This window comes from Ensifer sp. PDNC004, assembly GCF_016919405.1.
Classification (GTDB): Bacteria; Pseudomonadota; Alphaproteobacteria; order Rhizobiales; family Rhizobiaceae; genus Ensifer.
This window is the reverse complement of the sequence record NZ_CP070353.1, coordinates 969,088-985,792: the sequence shown is the minus strand read 5'-3', so window position 1 is coordinate 985,792 and position 16,705 is coordinate 969,088. Positions and strand designations below refer to the sequence as shown.

Genomic DNA, 16,705 nt, shown 5'->3' with positions numbered 1-16,705 from the left:
TTTCATCGCCCCTTATGGGTTGAAGCTCCCATGCTGCGATACTCCGGCATAAAGAATGTGCAATCGTATCGATCGAGCAGCGCCGCCAGCAACGCCTGGGTGATCGCGGCCTTGGCGGCGTCCCTTTTGTTGGCGTCGACCCCGACGAGATCCTTGGCGGTTTGCTCCGGCACCTTCCAGAGTTCCTCTGTCAGGACGTCAATGATCTCGGCTTCGTCTACCGGCTCGCCGCCGCGCTCGATCCTGTGGTTTCTAAGGATGCTCTCAACGATGGAGCGCGCGATTGCCGCGGCACTAGTTTTCTCTCGCCGTCGCGACTGGCCCGTCCCGGCGAACGCCCGCTTTATCGGCTCGCGCGTGGTCACAAGGCCGATGTAGATGCCTTGATCCAGGTTTTTATGATCGGACATGGGGTAGGCCGTCTTTGCCGGCGGCCAGACTGCCGGCTTGTGTTCATAGCAAAACCAGTTCGAAGAGCCTTTGCCGATGGCGAAGCCCCAGCCGCCCCATTTCGTACAGCCGGGCTGTTCGCAGAGGTGAACCCACGGCCCCTCGGCCGATCTTCTTGTCGCGGTACCCTCGTCGCTCACGGTGCTGCCTTTTGCTGGTTCTCCCGAATTCTGGGGAGCGCAAACGTCAATTGTTGTTCTTCGTTTGTTCTTATATTATTTCGACCCAATGGTCGAGACAATTGGCGAAGCTTTCAGCCTCGGATGGCGCCTCAAGGCGCGCTGTGCCTATGGCAAGCGCGAGGGCCTGAAATCTATTCGCGAGTGCACCTGGAGCTATGATCTCGACATGCTGACGCTCGTTTCCACGCGCGGTCGCGACTTTCCCCTTGCAATTCTCGCTTCCCGGCTGCGCTGCCCGCGCTGCGGCTCTCGGCGCGTCGCCGTCGTCTTTATGCCGCCGGCCGACGGTGATCAAAGGCGAGGCGCGGCTTAGACGTTTTCGCTGTTTCTTGCGTTAACGCGGAATGGCTAAAACAGCGAAGAAAGCCCCGTCAACCGGGCCGCAAGCAGATCCGATGCCGCGGCGCGTCGAGCCATGCGTCGCAACCCTCGTCGACAACTCGCCGAAGGGGCCGGATTGGGCCTTTGAGGTGAAATGGGACGGATATCGGCTCGCGGTTCATGTCGAGCCCGGAGAGGTGAGGGCGATAACGCGGGGCGGCTACGACTGGACGCCGAAGTTCGGCTCGATCGTCGCCGAGGCGCGCGAGCTCGGGCACACTCCCATGATCATAGACGGCGAGGCCGTCGTCCTCGATGATCAAGGCAGGTCAGATTTCGGGCTGCTGCAGCGTGCGGTCGGCAAGAAGCCCAGCGCGCACGACGCAAGCGAAATCATCTTCTATGCCTTCGACCTGCTATGTCTCGACGGTCGCGACCTGCGGTGGCTGCCGTTGTCCGAGCGGCGGCAATTGCTCGAGCCGATTGTCGCCGGCATGATGGGCGCGATCCGGTTCTCCGAGGAGGTGGCGGCGGACGGCGCCGAGTTCTTCCGCGCGGCGTGCGAACTCGGCCTTGAGGGGATCGTCGCCAAGCGCCGGGACAAGCCCTATCGATCGGGCCGTCAGCCGGAGTGGCTGAAAATCAAATGTGCGCGCCGCGATACCTTCGTGATCATCGGCTATGAGCCTTCGACGATGCCAGGCGCCATCGGTCGGCTGCTGCTGGCGGCGAGGAAGGGCGACAACTTCGTCTATGTCGGCGGCTGCGGTACCGGGTGGAGCAATAAGGAATCGGTGGACCTGCGCAAGGTGCTCGACACGATCCGGGCAACGCGGCCGCCGGTCGCGCTGAAGCGCAAGGGAGCCGTCTTCACCGACCCTCTGCTCGTCGCGGACATCGAGTACCGGGCATGGACACAAGACGGGAAGCTGCGGCATCCATCCTTCAAGGGCGTGAAACAAAGGGATGACAACGCATTGCCACTCTTCACCTTGGACGAGTTGCCGCGGACCGATTCAGAGTAAGAAAAGTGTGGCAGGGTGTGGCAGCCGCCTTTGAATTTTCAATGAAAATATTTCAGCCAAGTGTGGCAGCGCGCTCGCGCAAGCCATTGATATTTCGCATTTCTACTGTTCCGGGCGAGGCCTCCAATATTTTCACCTCGTTTAAGTTGGTTTGACGTTCTGCCCTAGGGCAGCGCGGGTCGTTTCGCGACCCCACGTCCGCGCAAGCCACGTCTCCTATGCCTCCGTCGGATCTTATCGCTTCGGTGAAATCGGTAGAGGGGGAGCGATGACTCCGCTGAGATCAGCCGCATCGGTAGCGTCCGTCAACATTAAGAACGGAGGCAATGGCATCAATGAAAAAGAGACTGATCCTGACGGCGTTGGCGTGTTTTGCGGCGACCGCTATTGAGGCGCACGCTGACGACCTGGTTTTCCAGCTGAAGAACAACACCAGCGTGGTACTGACGAACTTTTATACGTCGCCGGTCGGCGTCAATGAGTGGGAAGACGATGTTTTCGGTCGGCAGGTCCTGAACCCCGGCGAGAGCATGGAGATCACCATTGCCGACGGGCGGGACGTCTGCAAATACGACATGCGATTCGAATTCGAGGAGGGCTCGGCCCTCGATACGACCGAGGACACGCAGGATCTCTGCGAGCTCGGCGAATATACGATCCACGAATAGGCGATCTGGATTTCAGGTCACCCGAAATGGAAAGAGCCTCGCCAATTTCCTTGGCGAGGCTCTTTTTTGATTCGGTGTTCTGCCTGGAATTCAATGGTAGCGGCGGATCAGCCCGACGAGCTTGCCCTGGATCTTCACGCGATCTGGTCCGAAGATGCGCGTCTCGTAGGCGGGGTTGGCGGCTTCGAGCGCAATCGACGCGCCCTTGCGACGAAAGCGCTTCAGCGTCGCTTCCTCGTCGTCCACGAGCGCCACGATGATGTCGCCGGGATTGGCCGAGTTGCCGTTGCGGATGATCACCGTGTCGCCGTCGAAGATGCCGGCCTCGATCATCGAATCGCCCTTCACTTCAAGGGCGTAATGTTCGCCGCTGCCGATCATGTCGAGCGGCACGGTGATGTCATGGGTGTTGTTCTGGATCGCCGAGATCGGAACGCCTGCAGCGATGCGCCCCATCACCGGGACGGAAACGGACGTACTTTCGGCAACCGGGGCGGGCTTCGGCGCAGCAGGAGCGGCCGCCGGCGGCTTTCCAAGGCTGCCTTCGATCACGCTCGGCGAGAAGCCCCTGCGCGGCTGCTGCTGGCCGGCGGCGTAGGCTTCCGGAAGCTTGATGACTTCGAGCGCGCGCGCCCGGTTCGGCAGCCGGCGAATGAAGCCGCGTTCTTCGAGCGCGGTGATCAAACGGTGGATGCCGGACTTCGACGCCAGGTCGAGCGCATCCTTCATTTCATCGAATGACGGCGGTACGCCCGACTCCTTCATGCGTTCGTGAATGAACAGAAGCAATTCCTGTTGCTTGCGGGTCAGCATGGCACGTCGCTCCAGAGGCGTGAAACAAATCAAGAACAGACACTATCTGTTCCATATGTGTTCCGCAAGTGCCTAAAATTTCGTGAATTCAGGCGATTGGCCGCTTCTGCGGGTGCCGATCGGTCACTTTTGCGGGAGCAGGGCGCTTATCGGCGACGGTTGCGTGCCAAAATCGCGCCGGATGACGCCAGTCGCGCAGCTGATTCGAGCGAATCACGGGGCTCTATGAGGAGAGATTTAGGTCGCTTGCGAGGTCGAGCAGGCGTCCTCGAACTCCTTCACCGTCTCTGCGCTGTTGTCTTCCGGCAGCACCGCGTCGGCGGCGTCGGTCGCGACGGGTGTGTCGCCGTCATAAACGAAGGACTGGATGTAGAACGCCAGTGCGCCCTTCCACACGTTGCGTCCATCGATCTGATGGCACGGCACGGCCCGTTCGAAATCGGTCTGGAGTTCATCCACCGTCGCGGCGCTGAGCTTGACGTCAGGCATATTGGGCGATGCGACTATCGAAGCGAGAAGCAGGGCGGCAAGCACGGGAATTGTCCACTTGATGAAGGGGTGGCACTACAGGGTGGGTAACGATGTGAACCGTGCTTTCGTTCCGAAGTCCAGCAAGCATGGCGATCACTCTGCCGTGTTCAACAGCTCTTTGCCTGCAGGCTGTGTCTGATTTGCGCCAGCCGCTCCACCTCGAGTTCATCTTGACCGTTCCTCTTGCGACGCGCGAAGAACGCACCGGCAGTATCGGCTCTAGGGTCGGGGGTGGGGGATGCGCAAGAATCCCTGCGAGGAAGAGGCTTCACCGTCTCGACAGGAGGTCAAAAAAAGATAACTTTGCGTGGAAAGTGGGGTAATTGCATGCGTAGATTGTCGTTGGTGGTGCTCGGTCTGTTGCTCACGGCCGGAGCGGCGTCTGCTGAAGATGGGCGTTCGAACATCTGGAAGCGGATCAACGCCTGGACGGTGGGTTCCGATCCTTCCCTGGGAGGCTCGTGTTACGCCGCGACGAGCTATGATGCAGGCGCGATCCTTCGTATCGGCTTTTATCCGCGGGGGTCGGCGAACCTGGCGTTTCTTTCGATCGGCAATGCCGACTGGAAATCCATCGAGCCGCAGCGGGAATATGACGTCGCCTTGCAGCTCGACCGTGGTCGCCAGTGGCCGGCCGTTGCATTCGGCGTCGATCTTACCGGCGCCAAGGCCCTCGTCGTGAACTTTTCCAACACCGACTTCTTTACCGAATTCGTTCGCAAGAACACGTTGGCGCTGGCCTTCGAGGGACGCGTCGTCGCGAGCCTCAGCCTGCGCGATTCGATGAAGGCGGTGAGCGAGATGTTCAAATGTCAGGAGGCGGTTAGCGCCTTGATCCCGAATGGCGGGCAGGGGGCAGCGAACGATCCCTTTGCCGGCGCCGGTGGCACTGGCCCGAACAACGATCCCTTTGCCGGTGGCGGCCAGACCAAGTCGTCGAAAGATCCTTTCGCCATGTGATGGGCGCGTCCGCTTGCCGCAGAGAGGTGAATATTCCTAAAATGTTGCTGGTATCGGGCTCGGTACCCTCGACAGCGGCGCGGGTACCTATCAAAATGCGGGCAAACGGGGGTTTTGCATGCGTAGATTGCTGGTCGGATTGGTAAGCTGTCTGATCGCCGCGGGATCGGCCGCGGCCGAGGAGTCCGAAATCATCAAGTGGAAGGACGTCGACGGTTGGACCGTTGCATCCGACACCTCGATGGAGGGCTCCTGCTTCATATCGTCGGAATTCGACGGCGGCGTCACCTTGCGGCTCGGGTTCTATCCCAAGGGCTCCGAGTCGCCGCTCTACATGGGCTTTGCCAGCGACGACTGGCGGTCGCTCGAGGTCGGCAAGGAATACGACCTGACGTTCCGCTTCGACAAGACCGAGCCCTGGAGCGCTTCGGCGACCGCTGCTGGCGATGCGAGCGGAAAGTTTCTGTTCGTGAACGTCACCGACGCCGAGTTCCTGACGGGCTTCGTGCGCAAGCGGGGCCTGGCCATCGCGTTCGAAGATCGCGTGATCGCCAATCTCAGCCTGCGCGGCACTGGCCCCGCGGCCGAAGAGCTGATGAAGTGCCAGAAGGCAGTCGACGAGATCATCGCCGACGAAGGCCGCAAGTCCAAGGAGAAGAAGGCGGATCCGTTCAATGCACCGAGCGGGAAACGCTCGGCACGGGATCCGTTCAGCCTCTGAAAACAGGGGCGCGTGAGCGGGCGTTGTTGCGCGAAGGCCGGGCGGTGGCCGGGACGAGTGTTGTCCCCAGAGAAACTCGAACTTGCGATCTGCTGATTACAAGTCAGCCGCTCCTGCAGTGCTTCGGCAATTGGCTCAATTCTGTTTGCCTTGGTGGAGCCGAAGGGAGTCGAACCCTCGACCTCCGCAGTGCGATTGCGGCGCTCTCCCAACTGAGCTACGGCCCCGTGCCATCCAGTCAACACGACGGCCGCCGAGCCTGTCAATAGACGCGCGCCAGCACGCCCGCTCGAACGTCGTTGCCCGATAAGTGTTGCTCGATCCGGCTAGGCGAAGCGAGGCGTCGTTCTCTGAACCGCTTCTGAACTCCACCCATTGTCGAACTCTGCCGGCGGGTTTACCCTGCAACCGGACGATGGCGCTCCGTGAGCCTCGTTGAAGTGTCGGCGGTACACGCCAACCATGAAATGCCGTCCGGGCCATGCTTGTGAACGCCACGATGCCCGCGCCAATTACACGAATTTCGTATGTGAGATAGGCCACTGCCGGCCCGCTGTTCCCATCAGAAACCTCTCCGTGGCCCGGCGATTGGAGGAGGATTGGCAAATGGCTCAAATGATGAAGGCGGCCGTGGTCCGGCAATTCGGCGCACCGCTGATGATCGACGAATTGGCGGTGCCCACGCCGCAGTCGGGGCAGATCCTGGTCAAATACGAAGCAACGGGCGTGTGCCATACCGATCTCCATGCCGCAAACGGAGACTGGCCGGTAAAACCCAGTCTCAGTGTCGTCCCGGTTCGCACCCTGTCCAAGGATAGGAACGACTACATCGCGCACCCGACCACCGGTGAAACGCTGAGCCCGGACTCAATCAAGGCTATCGAAGCCGATCAGGACGTCGCGGAAAGGCGATATGCCCATGGGCCAGATCGTCATTTCAGATGGTTTGAACGCCAAGGCCATCATGGATGAGGGCCATCTTTCGCCCTATCTGGAGGAAATGCGCAGGTTGCTCGGCGATGCCGGCGTCTCGGTGAGTGACAAGAACATCCTGGTGACCAGCGGCAGAGTGCGGGCCGGCTATAGGATCGGCGAGACGTTGTTTGCCGAGGCCGATCCCAACACGTTTCGAGGAATTCTCCACATCATCGGCGAGCGGCCCGGAACCATGCACCACGCCTACTCGGTCTACATTACCGTCGCCAAAGGAAAGCGCTGGGCGGAGAAGGACATCGATCACGACATGACGAAGCTGGTCGGCAACGTCGCCGATACGGCAGTTGCGCCCAAGGAGGCGGCCAAGGAAACCCTGACCATTATCCGGGAGATCATCGGCAAGGACGTCAACAGCAGCCGGCGATTCGGGTGACCCTAAACGCGTTGTAGGGCAACAAGGCACTCGCTGTCCGGCGGCGTCGGCGGTCGTGCATCGTGTCGCCGCCGCATGCTGCTGCTTTCGGAGGGCAGAAAACGCGGTTGCTTCTTCGGAGCGTGACTTTCCGACGTCAGAACCGCTTCTTCAGAAAGTAGCGCGCAATCGCCCCTTCACCGCCTTCGAGTTCACCAAAGAACTCGAAGCCGAGCTTTTCATAGAAGGGCCGGGCCTGGAATTCGAAGGTGTCGAGCCAAAGGCCGACATAGCCGCGCTGGCGCGCGATCTTCTCCGCTTCCTCGATCAGGCGTCGGCCAAGGCCTTGGCCGCGGTATTCATCGGGAACGGCGAGGTAACGGATAAAGGCCCAGCCATATCCATCCGTCGCATAGAGCCCACCCGTCGCGACTTTCGTCTCCGGATCGCGAAGGACGATGGCAAAACCGGGCAGATCGGCCATGCCGCTGTGGGCATGGTTGTAGGCATCCAGCGGCGCAACGATGCCGCTGAGGTCCTCCCGGTTCGGGTCTTCGAGAATAATGTCGATGATCGGAACAGGCTTCAAGGGAACCCAATCAAATGGTGGCTCGGTCTGTATATTCGCGTTTTGTTCTATAAAGCACTCCAACCCGAGGAAAACCTCGGGTTGGCAATGATCGTGGTCTTCGTTCAGTCGTCGTCAGAGACGACGACGACGTGGCTCAGCTGCAGCCGCTCGTTGCGCCGCAGGTGTCGCACTTCTCGCAGGTGCCGTTGCGCACCATCGTGAAGTTCTGGCACTCGGTGCACATGTTGCCGGTGTAGCCCTGCATGATCGAGCGGGCGCGGCGTTCGGCTTCCACCTTCTTGGCATCCGACTTGGCCGATGCCGCTTCGGCGGCTGCCTTGTCGGAGAAGAGGGCGGTGACTTCCTGCTCGACTTCGTCGGCGATCTCTTCTGCCAGTTCCGCAGCCCGCTCTTCATAGTCGCGCTTGAAAGCGACGATTTCCGAAGTGGCGATCGCGGTCGTTGTTTCCAGCTTGCGCACCGTGTTGCCGGCGATCGCCGTCACGGTCGCACCCGAGGAGGCGCGAGCGGGGGCACCCGTCGACGAGCCCTTGGGTTCGCTGGAGGCCCGGTCGCCGGTGCCGCCGACGATCGTCGGCTTGTAGCCGCGCGTCCAACCTGTGGAGATCAGGTTGGTCTTGCCTTCCTGGATGCCCTTGCCGAGTGCGGTGTTGCCGAAATCGGACGTGTCCACGTGAGCAAGATCGTGACGGCCGAGATAGGAAACCGCCAGTTCGCGGAAGACGTAGTCGAGGATCGACGTCGCGTTCTTGATCGCGTCGTTGCCCTGAACCATGCCGGCCGGCTCGAACTTGGTGAAGGTGAAGGCCTCCACATATTCTTCGAGCGGCACGCCGTACTGCAGGCCGAGCGAGATGGCGATCGCGAAGTTGTTCATCATCGCACGGAAGGCGGCGCCTTCCTTGTGCATGTCGATGAAGATCTCGCCGAGGCGGCCGTCACCGAACTCGCCGGTTCGCAGATACACCTTGTGACCGCCGACGACGGCCTTCTGGGTGTAGCCCTGGCGACGGTTCGGCAGCTTTTCGCGAGCGCGGATCACCTTCTCGATGACGCGCTCGACGATCTTCTCGGTGATGGTGACGGCCTGGGCGGCGGCAGGCGCCTGGATCAGATCCTCCAGCGCATCCTCGTCCTTGTCGTCCTCGATCAGCGAGGCGTTCAGCGGCTGCGACAGCTTGGAGCCGTCGCGATAGAGAGCGTTTGCCTTCAGCGCCAGCTTCCAGGAGAGCATGTAGGCGTTCTTGCAGTCCTCGACGGTCGCCTCGTTCGGCATGTTGATCGTCTTGGAGATCGCGCCCGAGATGAACGGCTGGGCCGCCGCCATCATGCGGATGTGGCTTTCGACCGACAGGTAGCGCTTGCCGATCTTGCCGCAGGGGTTGGCGCAATCGAAGACCGGCAGGTGCTCGTTCTTGAGGAACGGTGCGCCTTCCAGCGTCATCGCGCCGCAGACGTGGATGTTTGCCGCTTCGATGTCCTTCTTGGAGAAGCCCATGTGGTCGAGCAGGTTGAAGTCCATCGAACCGAGCTGTTCGTCGGTGACCTTCAGCGTGCCCTTCAGGAAGTCGGCGCCGAGCGTCCACTGGTTGAAGACGAACTTGATGTCGAAGGCGCTCTTCAGAGCGGCGTTGACCGCTTCCACCTTTTCGTCGGTGAAGCCCTTGGCCTTCAGCGTCGACGGGTTGATCGCCGGCGCCTGGTTCAGGTTGCCGTGGCCGACAGCGTAGGCTTCGATCTCGGCGATCTGGCTCTCGCCGTAGCCGAGCGAGCGCAGGGCTTCCGGGACGGCGCGGTTGATGATCTTGAAGTAGCCGCCGCCGGCGAGCTTCTTGAACTTCACCAGAGCGAAGTCAGGCTCGATGCCGGTCGTGTCGCAGTCCATGACGAGGCCGATCGTGCCGGTCGGCGCGATAACCGTTGCCTGGGCGTTGCGGTAGCCGTGCTTTTCGCCGAGTTCCAGCGCCTTGTCCCAGGCGCTCATGGCGTGGATGACGAGGTCCTGGTCCGGATTGTCGCCATGGATGAGCGCGACCGGGTTGACCGAGAGCGATTCGTAGCCCGTCATCTCGCCGTAGGCGGCGCGGCGATGGTTGCGGATGACACGCAGCATGTTGTCGCGGTTCGGCGCAAAGCCCGGGAACGGACCGAGCTTCTCGGCCATCTCGGCCGAGGTGGCGTAGGAGACACCGGTCATGATCGCGGTCAGCGCACCGGCAATGGCGCGGCCTTCGGCGCTGTCATAGGGAATGCCCGAGGACATCAGCAGGCCGCCGATGTTGGCGTAGCCGAGGCCGAGCGTGCGGTATTCGTAGGAAAGCTCGGCAATCTCGCGGGACGGGAACTGCGCCATCATGACCGAGACTTCGAGAACGATCGTCCACAGGCGGACGGCGTGCTCGTAGTCGGCGATGTTGATGCGCTTGGTCGCCGCGTCCTTGAACGTCATCAGGTTCAGCGAGGCGAGGTTGCAGGCGGTGTCGTCGAGGAACATGTACTCCGAGCACGGGTTCGACGCGCGGATCGGGCCGGCGGCGGGGCTCGTGTGCCAGTCGTTCATCGTCGTGTTGAAGTGCAGGCCCGGATCGGCCGACGCCCAGGCGGCGTAGGAGATCGATTCCCAGAGGTCGCGTGCCTTCAGCGTCTTCATGACGCGGCCGTCCTTGCGGGCGGTCAGGTGCCAATCGCCATCGGTTTCGACGGCGCGCAGGAAGTCGTCCTTGATCGAGACCGAGTTGTTGGAATTCTGGCCTGAAACCGTGAGGTAGGCTTCCGAATCCCAGTCGGTGTCGTAGGTCTTGAACTCGAGGTCCTTGTAGCCCTGCTTGGCGAACTGGATGACGCGCTGGACGTAGTTTTCCGGAACCAGCGCCTGCTTGGCGGCGCGGATCTCGCGCTTCAGCGCCGGGTTCTGCTTCGGATCATAGCAGGCGTCGTCCGTGCCTTCGCAGTTGACGCAGGCCTTCATGATCGCCTTCAGATGCTTGGCGACGACCTTGGAACCGGTGACGAGCGCAGCAACCTTCTGCTCTTCCTTGACCTTCCAGTTGATGTATTCCTCGATATCCGGATGGTCGATGTCGACGACGACCATCTTGGCGGCGCGGCGGGTGGTGCCGCCCGACTTGATCGCGCCGGCGGCGCGGTCGCCGATCTTCAGGAACGACATCAGGCCGGAGGACTTGCCGCCGCCCGAAAGTTTTTCGCCTTCGCTGCGCAGATAGGAGAAGTTGGAGCCGGTGCCGGAGCCGTACTTGAACAGGCGCGCTTCACGCACCCAGAGATCCATGATGCCGCCTTCGTTGACAAGATCGTCACCGACCGACTGGATGAAGCAGGCATGCGGCTGCGGGTGCTCGTAAGCCGACTTCGACTTCGTCAGCTTGCCGGTGAAGGGGTCGACATAGAAGTGGCCCTGGCCGGGGCCGTCGATGCCATAGGCCCAATGCAGGCCGGTGTTGAACCATTGCGGCGAGTTCGGCGCGACGCGCTGCGTGGCGAGCATGTAGGCAAGTTCGTCTTGGAAGGCGGAGGCGTCTTCCTCGGTATCGAAGTAGCCGCCCTTCCAGCCCCAATAGGCCCAGGTGCCGGCCAAGCGATCGAAGACCTGACGGGCATCGGTTTCGGAACCGTATTGCTCATCCTTCGGCAGCGCCTTCAGCGCATCCGTGTCGGGAACCGCGCGCCAGAGGAAGGAGGGGACATCGTTCTCCTCGACGCGCTTCATCTTGGCGGGAACGCCGGCCTTGCGGAAATACTTCTGCGCGAGAATGTCGGCGGCAACCTGGCTGAACTGAGCCGGTACGTCGATATCGGCAAGGCGGAAAACGATCGAACCATCGGGGTTCTTGATTTCACTCGTAGCCTTGCGGAATTCGATCTCCGCATAGGCGGATTGCCCGGCTTTCGTGAAACGACGTTCGATCTTCATTGTCCCTGGTCCTTCGTGTTGCCTAGCGCCCGCCACAGGCGCAATTGTCCCCGCCCGGCCGCGAGGGGCATCCCGCAGCCAGTCTCAGCTTCCGTCCTTGGAGAGAAACCCATAACTGGGTGACCCTGTATCTTGTGAGATAGGCTGGCTGCAAATACTAAATATAGTATCAACAACTTCTTCAAGCCAGCCAAATATTGCCCCGGTGGACCCGAAAAATCGCACAGAAATCCTCAGGGCGACCCCATGGTGAAATCCATGACTGCCGCCTTTCAGAACCGCCGATTTTGGGAGAGGAACCGGGACTTGAACAATCCGGTCCGCCGCCGTTGCAACGTGAAATCCATTAACCGTGAATCGTCCGGGGGCGTCAAGGGGTGGTTTGTGACGGAAGTTTGAGCCCTAGATGTTGTGTGGGTCAGCTGTGGAAAACGGGGACATCGGCCAATGCCATGAAAATCAGGCACTTCCGGAGGTTGCCTGTGAGACTGACGCAACGGTCGGCGCCCAAACGAAATTTTGACGGGTAAAAACCCGCATAAAAAGTGTCCCTTACGGCAGGCTCGGTTGCATCAGTGAAAGTGATATGGGGTGGGGCAGTGATTCGTTTATTAACGGTCCCGTAAGCACCGGTATCTGTTCGCAGCCGACGTCGGCGCAGCCCGCGGGAGGAGATCATCGACGCCCTGCGACAGGCCTGGGACTAAAGCGAGTGGTATGGTTCGCGGGCGCCGATGCGCTCCAAGCGGGCCAGACGCGTCTGCGCGCAATCTGGCCCGCTGATGTCAGTCGACGCGCTTTTGCAGCTCGCGTGCGCCGTTCGGTGCATTCACCTTGCCCTCGGTGATGAAGTAGGCGAACACGTCGCGCGGTTCCTTCTTGGCCTTGCGATCAGGCGCACTTTTCTCAAGGCCGCTCGGCTCGTCGCCGGCTGCAAACGCCTTGGCGCGATCGGCCCAGAGGTCGAGCTTGTCGGCGGCATAGCAGGTCTTGATCTCGTCGCTGCCCTTCTGCAGGCGGAGATAGACGAAATCGGCGGTGACATCGGCGATCATCGGATAGTCAGCATGCTCGGCGAGCACGACGGCGACGCCGTATTTCTCCAGCAGCGAGACAAAATCCGGAGACTGGAAGGTCGGATTGCGGACCTCGACCACATGGCGCAGTGGCAAGCCGTCCTGTTTCTCCGGCAGAAGCTTCAAAAAGCCTTCGAAATCGTCGGGCTCGAACTTCTTCGTCGGCGCGAACTGCCAGAGGATGGGGCCGAGATGGGGGCCAAGCTCGGTCAGTCCCTGCGTCAGGAAACGCTCCATGGATTCGCCGGCTTCCGACAGAACCTTGCGGTTGGTGACGAAGCGGCTCGCCTTCAGGGAGAAGATGAAATCATCGGGCACCTCCGACGCCCACTTGGCGAAGGTCGCAGGCTTCTGCGACGAGTAATAAGTGCCGTTCACCTCGATCGCCCGAAGCTCTTTGCCGGCAAATTCAAGCTGCCGCTTCTTTGCCAGCGTGTCGGGATAGAAGGTGCCTTCCCAGGGCTCGAAGGTCCAGCCGCCGATACCAACGCGGATCTTTCCGGATTTTGCCATGCCATCCTCCTCAACGACGGCCATCGCTTGACCGCCTACTTTTTACTCTTTGATCGATTTCGTCATGTCCACGAGTGTCCACCCTGGACGATAGGGATTGGGTCGGCGACCCGTTTCTTGAAATCCATAGGCGCGATAGAGCGCAATGTTTCGCTCCATGCGTGAATTGGTGTAGAGCCGCACCTCCGGCAAGCCCCACTCGGCCGCCTTGGCATCCACGAAGCGCAGCAATTCGATACCGAGCCCCTGGCGCTGATAGGCCGGGGCAACCGCCAGGCTGAAGATCATAAGGTGATCGGCGTGCCGTTCGACAACGGCAAGCGCCGAGACAGCCTCATTTCGCTCCCGAAGCCAGACTTCGCCACGAAGGATACGAGGCGCGTAGTCTTCGGTGACCGGGAGCGGCGGCCCACCAAGCAGCGCCTGATAGGGCTCATAGGCCGCCTCCGTCACGCTCTGCACGGCGGCCAGATCTTTGAGACGAGCAGGCCGCATCATGCCAACACTCCTGAAGCGCGCCGACCAGTTCGGCGAACCTACTCCGCCGCTTCGACCTTCTTCATCGGCCGGCGCTCCAGCAGCTCCTTCAGGAACTGGCCGGTATAGGACCGCTTCTCTTTCACGATGTCTTCCGGCGTGCCCTTGGCGATGACCTCGCCGCCGCCGTCGCCGCCTTCAGGGCCGAAGTCGATCACCCAGTCGGCGGTCTTGATGACTTCCAGATTGTGCTCGATGACGACGACCGAATTGCCCTGGTTGACCAGCTCATGCAAGACTTCAAGAAGCTTGGCTACATCGTGGAAATGCAAGCCGGTGGTCGGCTCGTCGAGGATATAGAGCGTGCGGCCGGTCGAGCGCTTCGACAGTTCCTTGGCAAGCTTGACGCGCTGGGCTTCACCGCCCGAAAGCGTGTTGGCCTGCTGGCCGACCTTGATATAGCCGAGACCGACCTGGTTGAGCGTGACGAGCTTGTCGCGCACCGAGGGAACGGCGGCGAAGAAGTCGACGCCTTCTTCGACGGTCATGTCGAGCACGTCGGCGATCGACTTGCCCTTGAAATGCACATCGAGCGTTTCGCGGTTGTAGCGCTTGCCATGGCAGACGTCGCAGGTGACGTAGACATCCGGCAGGAAGTGCATCTCGATCTTGATGACGCCGTCGCCCTGGCAGGCCTCGCAGCGGCCGCCCTTGACGTTGAAGGAGAAACGGCCCGGCTGATAGCCGCGCGCCTTGGCCTCCGGCAGGCCGGCGAACCAGTCGCGGATCGGCGTGAAGGCGCCGGTATAGGTCGCCGGGTTCGAGCGCGGCGTACGGCCGATCGGCGACTGGTCGATGTCGATCACCTTGTCGATATGCTCGAAGCCATCGATGCGGTCGTGCTCGGCCGGGTTTTCGCGCGCGCCCATGATGCGGCGGGCGGCGGCCTTGTAAAGCGTCTCGATCAGGAAGGTCGACTTGCCGCCGCCGGAGACGCCGGTAACCGCGGTGAAGACGCCGAGCGGGATCGAGGCGGTGACGTTCTTCAGGTTGTTGGCGCGGGCGCCGACAACGGTGATTTCCTTTTTCTTCTTCGGCTTGCGGCGTTCGGAGGGAACGGCGACCGAAAGCTCGCCGGACAGATATTTGCCGGTCAGCGATTTCGGATTGGCCATGATGTCCGACGGCGACCCTTGTGCGATGACCTCGCCGCCGTGGATGCCGGCAGCCGGGCCGATATCGACGACGTAGTCGGATGTCAGGATCGCGTCTTCATCATGCTCGACGACGATCACCGTGTTGCCGATGTCGCGCAGATGCCGAAGCGTGTCGAGCAGGCGGGCGTTGTCGCGTTGATGCAAGCCGATCGACGGCTCGTCGAGCACGTAAAGAACGCCTGTCAGCCCCGAGCCGATCTGCGAGGCCAGCCGGATGCGCTGGCTTTCACCGCCTGAAAGCGTTCCGGAATTGCGCGACAGGCTCAGATACTCAAGACCGACATCGTTGAGGAAGCGCAGCCTGTCGCGGATTTCCTTCAGGATGCGGACGGCGATTTCGTTCTGCTTGGCATTCAGACGTTCCGGCAGGGCCTCGAACCAGTCACGGGCGATGCGGATCGACATCTCGGTCACCTGACCGATATGCAGCTTGTCGATCTTGACCGCCAGCGCTTCCGGCTTCAGGCGGAAACCGGCGCAGGCCGGGCAGGGCGCAGCCGACATATAGCGCTCGATCTCCTCGCGCGCCCAGGCGCTGTCGGTTTCCTTCCAGCGGCGCTCGAGGTTGGGCACGATGCCCTCGAAGTTCTTGGTGGTGTTGTAGGAGCGGGCGCCATCCTCATAATGGAAGACGATCTTTTCTTCCGTTCCGTGCAGGATCGCGTTCTGCGCCGCAGCGGACAGCTCGTTCCAGCGGCTACCGAGCTTGAAGCCGAAGACCTTGCCGAGCGCTTCCAGAGTCTGGTTGTAGTAGGGCGACGAGGATTTCGCCCAGGGCGCAATTGCGCCGTCGCGCAGCGTCCGATGCTCTTCCGGCACGATCAGCGCCGTGTCGATCTTCTGCTGGCTGCCGAGACCGTCGCAGGTCGGGCAGGCGCCGAAGGGATTGTTGAACGAGAACAGCCGCGGCTCGATCTCGGAAATGGTGAAGCCGGAAACCGGGCAGGCGAACTTCTCCGAAAACAGCACGCGCTCGTGGGTTTCGTTCAGCGACTTGTTGGCCGAACCGCCAGCGGCGGTTTCTTCTGGCGGTAACGGCTTGTCGGCGAATTCGGCCACGGCAAGGCCATCGGCGAGCGTCAGGCAGGTCTCAAGGCTGTCGGCAAGGCGCGAGGCGAGGTCGGGGCGGACGACGACGCGGTCGACGACGACGTCGATGTCATGCTTATACTTCTTGTCGAGTGCCGGAACTTCGGCGATTTCGTAGAAGGTGCCGTCGACCTTGACACGCTGAAAGCCCTTCTTCATCAGCTCGGCGAGTTCCTTCTTGTACTCGCCCTTGCGGCCACGCACGAGCGGCGCAAGGATATAAAGACGCGTGCCTTCGCCGAATTCGAGCACCCGGTCGACCATCTGGCTGACCGTCTGGCTTTCGATCGGCAGACCCGTCGCCGGCGAATAGGGAACGCCCACGCGCGCAAAGAGCAGGCGCATATAGTCGTAGATTTCGGTGACCGTACCGACCGTCGAGCGCGGGTTGCGCGAGGTCGTCTTCTGCTCGATCGAGATTGCTGGCGACAGGCCGTCGATCTGGTCGACATCCGGCTTCTGCATCATCTCGAGGAACTGGCGCGCATAGGCCGAAAGGCTTTCGACATAACGGCGCTGGCCTTCGGCATAGATCGTATCGAAGGCAAGCGACGATTTGCCCGAGCCGGAAAGGCCGGTCATCACGATCAGCTTGTTGCGCGGCAGATCGAGGTCGATGCCTTTCAGATTGTGCTCGCGCGCACCACGAATGGAGATGGTCTTGAGTTCACTCATCGGAAGCCAGCTTTTGCATGTCGGTTGAAAGCCCCCTATGTAATGACGCTAACGCCCATGTCGAGGCGCAATCGGCAAAACAGGCGGCCAATTCGAGTCGGTTGACAGGATCATAG

Annotated in this window: 12 protein-coding genes, 1 tRNA gene and 2 pseudogenes; 6 read left to right on the top strand and 9 right to left on the bottom strand. The window is 61.2% G+C overall.

The genetic code is table 11. The annotated features are described in order from the left end of the window. Nucleotides 1–2: 2 nt before the first annotated feature. Nucleotides 3–590 carry a hypothetical protein gene (locus tag JVX98_RS12715; RefSeq protein ID WP_205239545.1) on the bottom strand — a complete coding sequence of 196 codons (588 nt, stop codon included), beginning with the start codon at nt 588–590 and terminating at the stop codon, nt 3–5. A gap of 437 nt (nt 591–1,027) precedes the next feature. On the opposite strand from JVX98_RS12715, the gene ligD reads away from it, so the two are divergent. Then, the gene (ligD, locus tag JVX98_RS12710; RefSeq protein WP_246765011.1) at nt 1,028–1,978 is read left to right on the top strand and encodes a non-homologous end-joining DNA ligase; all 951 of its coding nucleotides are present in this window, start codon (nt 1,028–1,030) and stop codon (nt 1,976–1,978) included. 335 nt (nt 1,979–2,313) lie between these two features. Beyond that, complete coding sequence (locus tag JVX98_RS12705; RefSeq protein ID WP_156134018.1) at nt 2,314–2,646, top strand: hypothetical protein; 333 nt, start codon at nt 2,314–2,316, stop codon at nt 2,644–2,646. A gap of 90 nt (nt 2,647–2,736) precedes the next feature. Here the strand turns inward: JVX98_RS12705 and lexA are convergent, their stop codons facing one another. Beyond that, nucleotides 2,737–3,459 (bottom strand): transcriptional repressor LexA, encoded by a 723-nt coding sequence (gene lexA, locus JVX98_RS12700; RefSeq protein ID WP_043614246.1) that lies wholly within the window; start codon nt 3,457–3,459, stop codon nt 2,737–2,739. Between the two features lie 237 nt (nt 3,460–3,696). Next, entirely contained in the window at nt 3,697–3,993 is a 297-nt protein-coding gene (locus JVX98_RS12695; protein WP_043614248.1) for a hypothetical protein, read from the bottom strand. Nucleotides 3,994–4,293: 300 nt separating this feature from the next. On the opposite strand from JVX98_RS12695, the gene JVX98_RS12690 reads away from it, so the two are divergent. Beyond that, nucleotides 4,294–4,950, top strand: a complete 657-nt coding sequence (locus JVX98_RS12690; protein WP_205238804.1) for a hypothetical protein — start codon at nt 4,294–4,296, stop codon at nt 4,948–4,950. Between the two features lie 118 nt (nt 4,951–5,068). After that, complete coding sequence (locus tag JVX98_RS12685; protein ID WP_205238803.1) at nt 5,069–5,671, top strand: hypothetical protein; 603 nt, start codon at nt 5,069–5,071, stop codon at nt 5,669–5,671. Nucleotides 5,672–5,822: 151 nt separating this feature from the next. Here JVX98_RS12685 and JVX98_RS12680 read toward each other — a convergent pair. Next, nucleotides 5,823–5,898 (bottom strand) — tRNA-Ala (locus JVX98_RS12680). 379 nt (nt 5,899–6,277) lie between these two features. Between JVX98_RS12680 and JVX98_RS12675 the strand changes: the two are divergent. Both JVX98_RS12675 and JVX98_RS12670 read left to right on the top strand, forming a co-directional pair. Next, a pseudogene (locus JVX98_RS12675) lies at nt 6,278–6,466 on the top strand (zinc-dependent alcohol dehydrogenase); the annotation flags it as partial. Beyond that, a pseudogene (locus JVX98_RS12670) lies at nt 6,458–7,040 on the top strand (ethanolamine ammonia-lyase light chain EutC); the annotation flags it as partial. The pseudogenes JVX98_RS12675 and JVX98_RS12670, both read left to right, overlap by 9 nt. Before the next feature lie 136 nt (nt 7,041–7,176). Here JVX98_RS12670 and JVX98_RS12665 read toward each other — a convergent pair. From JVX98_RS12665 to uvrA, 5 genes are all read right to left on the bottom strand, one after another. Continuing rightward, complete coding sequence (locus JVX98_RS12665; RefSeq protein WP_192446131.1) at nt 7,177–7,608, bottom strand: GNAT family N-acetyltransferase; 432 nt, start codon at nt 7,606–7,608, stop codon at nt 7,177–7,179. A gap of 136 nt (nt 7,609–7,744) precedes the next feature. Further along, nucleotides 7,745–11,542 carry a vitamin B12-dependent ribonucleotide reductase gene (locus JVX98_RS12660; RefSeq protein WP_205238802.1) on the bottom strand — a complete coding sequence of 1,266 codons (3,798 nt, stop codon included), beginning with the start codon at nt 11,540–11,542 and terminating at the stop codon, nt 7,745–7,747. A gap of 785 nt (nt 11,543–12,327) precedes the next feature. Further along, nucleotides 12,328–13,131 carry a DUF72 domain-containing protein gene (locus JVX98_RS12655; RefSeq protein ID WP_205238801.1) on the bottom strand — a complete coding sequence of 268 codons (804 nt, stop codon included), beginning with the start codon at nt 13,129–13,131 and terminating at the stop codon, nt 12,328–12,330. A 42-nt stretch (nt 13,132–13,173) separates the two neighbouring features. Next, nucleotides 13,174–13,626, bottom strand: a complete 453-nt coding sequence (locus tag JVX98_RS12650; protein WP_192447150.1) for an N-acetyltransferase — start codon at nt 13,624–13,626, stop codon at nt 13,174–13,176. A gap of 41 nt (nt 13,627–13,667) precedes the next feature. Then, nucleotides 13,668–16,589, bottom strand: coding sequence for an excinuclease ABC subunit UvrA (uvrA, locus tag JVX98_RS12645; protein ID WP_205238800.1), 2,922 nt, complete (start codon nt 16,587–16,589; stop codon nt 13,668–13,670). Nucleotides 16,590–16,705: the final 116 nt, after the last annotated feature.

Bases quoted from the DNA above. Each gene is read 5' to 3' on its own strand.
- JVX98_RS12655 (WP_205238801.1), bottom strand. From the start codon at position 13,131: ATGGCAAAATCCGGAAAGATCCGCGTTGGTATCGGCGGCTGGACCTTC.
- uvrA (WP_205238800.1), bottom strand. From the start codon at position 16,589: ATGAGTGAACTCAAGACCATCTCCATTCGTGGTGCGCGCGAGCACAAT.
- lexA (WP_043614246.1), bottom strand. From the start codon at position 3,459: ATGCTGACCCGCAAGCAACAGGAATTGCTTCTGTTCATTCACGAACGC.
- JVX98_RS12650 (WP_192447150.1), bottom strand. From the start codon at position 13,626: ATGCGGCCTGCTCGTCTCAAAGATCTGGCCGCCGTGCAGAGCGTGACG.
- ligD (WP_246765011.1), top strand. From the start codon at position 1,028: ATGCCGCGGCGCGTCGAGCCATGCGTCGCAACCCTCGTCGACAACTCG.
- JVX98_RS12660 (WP_205238802.1), bottom strand. From the start codon at position 11,542: ATGAAGATCGAACGTCGTTTCACGAAAGCCGGGCAATCCGCCTATGCG.
- JVX98_RS12685 (WP_205238803.1), top strand. From the start codon at position 5,069: ATGCGTAGATTGCTGGTCGGATTGGTAAGCTGTCTGATCGCCGCGGGA.
- JVX98_RS12705 (WP_156134018.1), top strand. From the start codon at position 2,314: ATGAAAAAGAGACTGATCCTGACGGCGTTGGCGTGTTTTGCGGCGACC.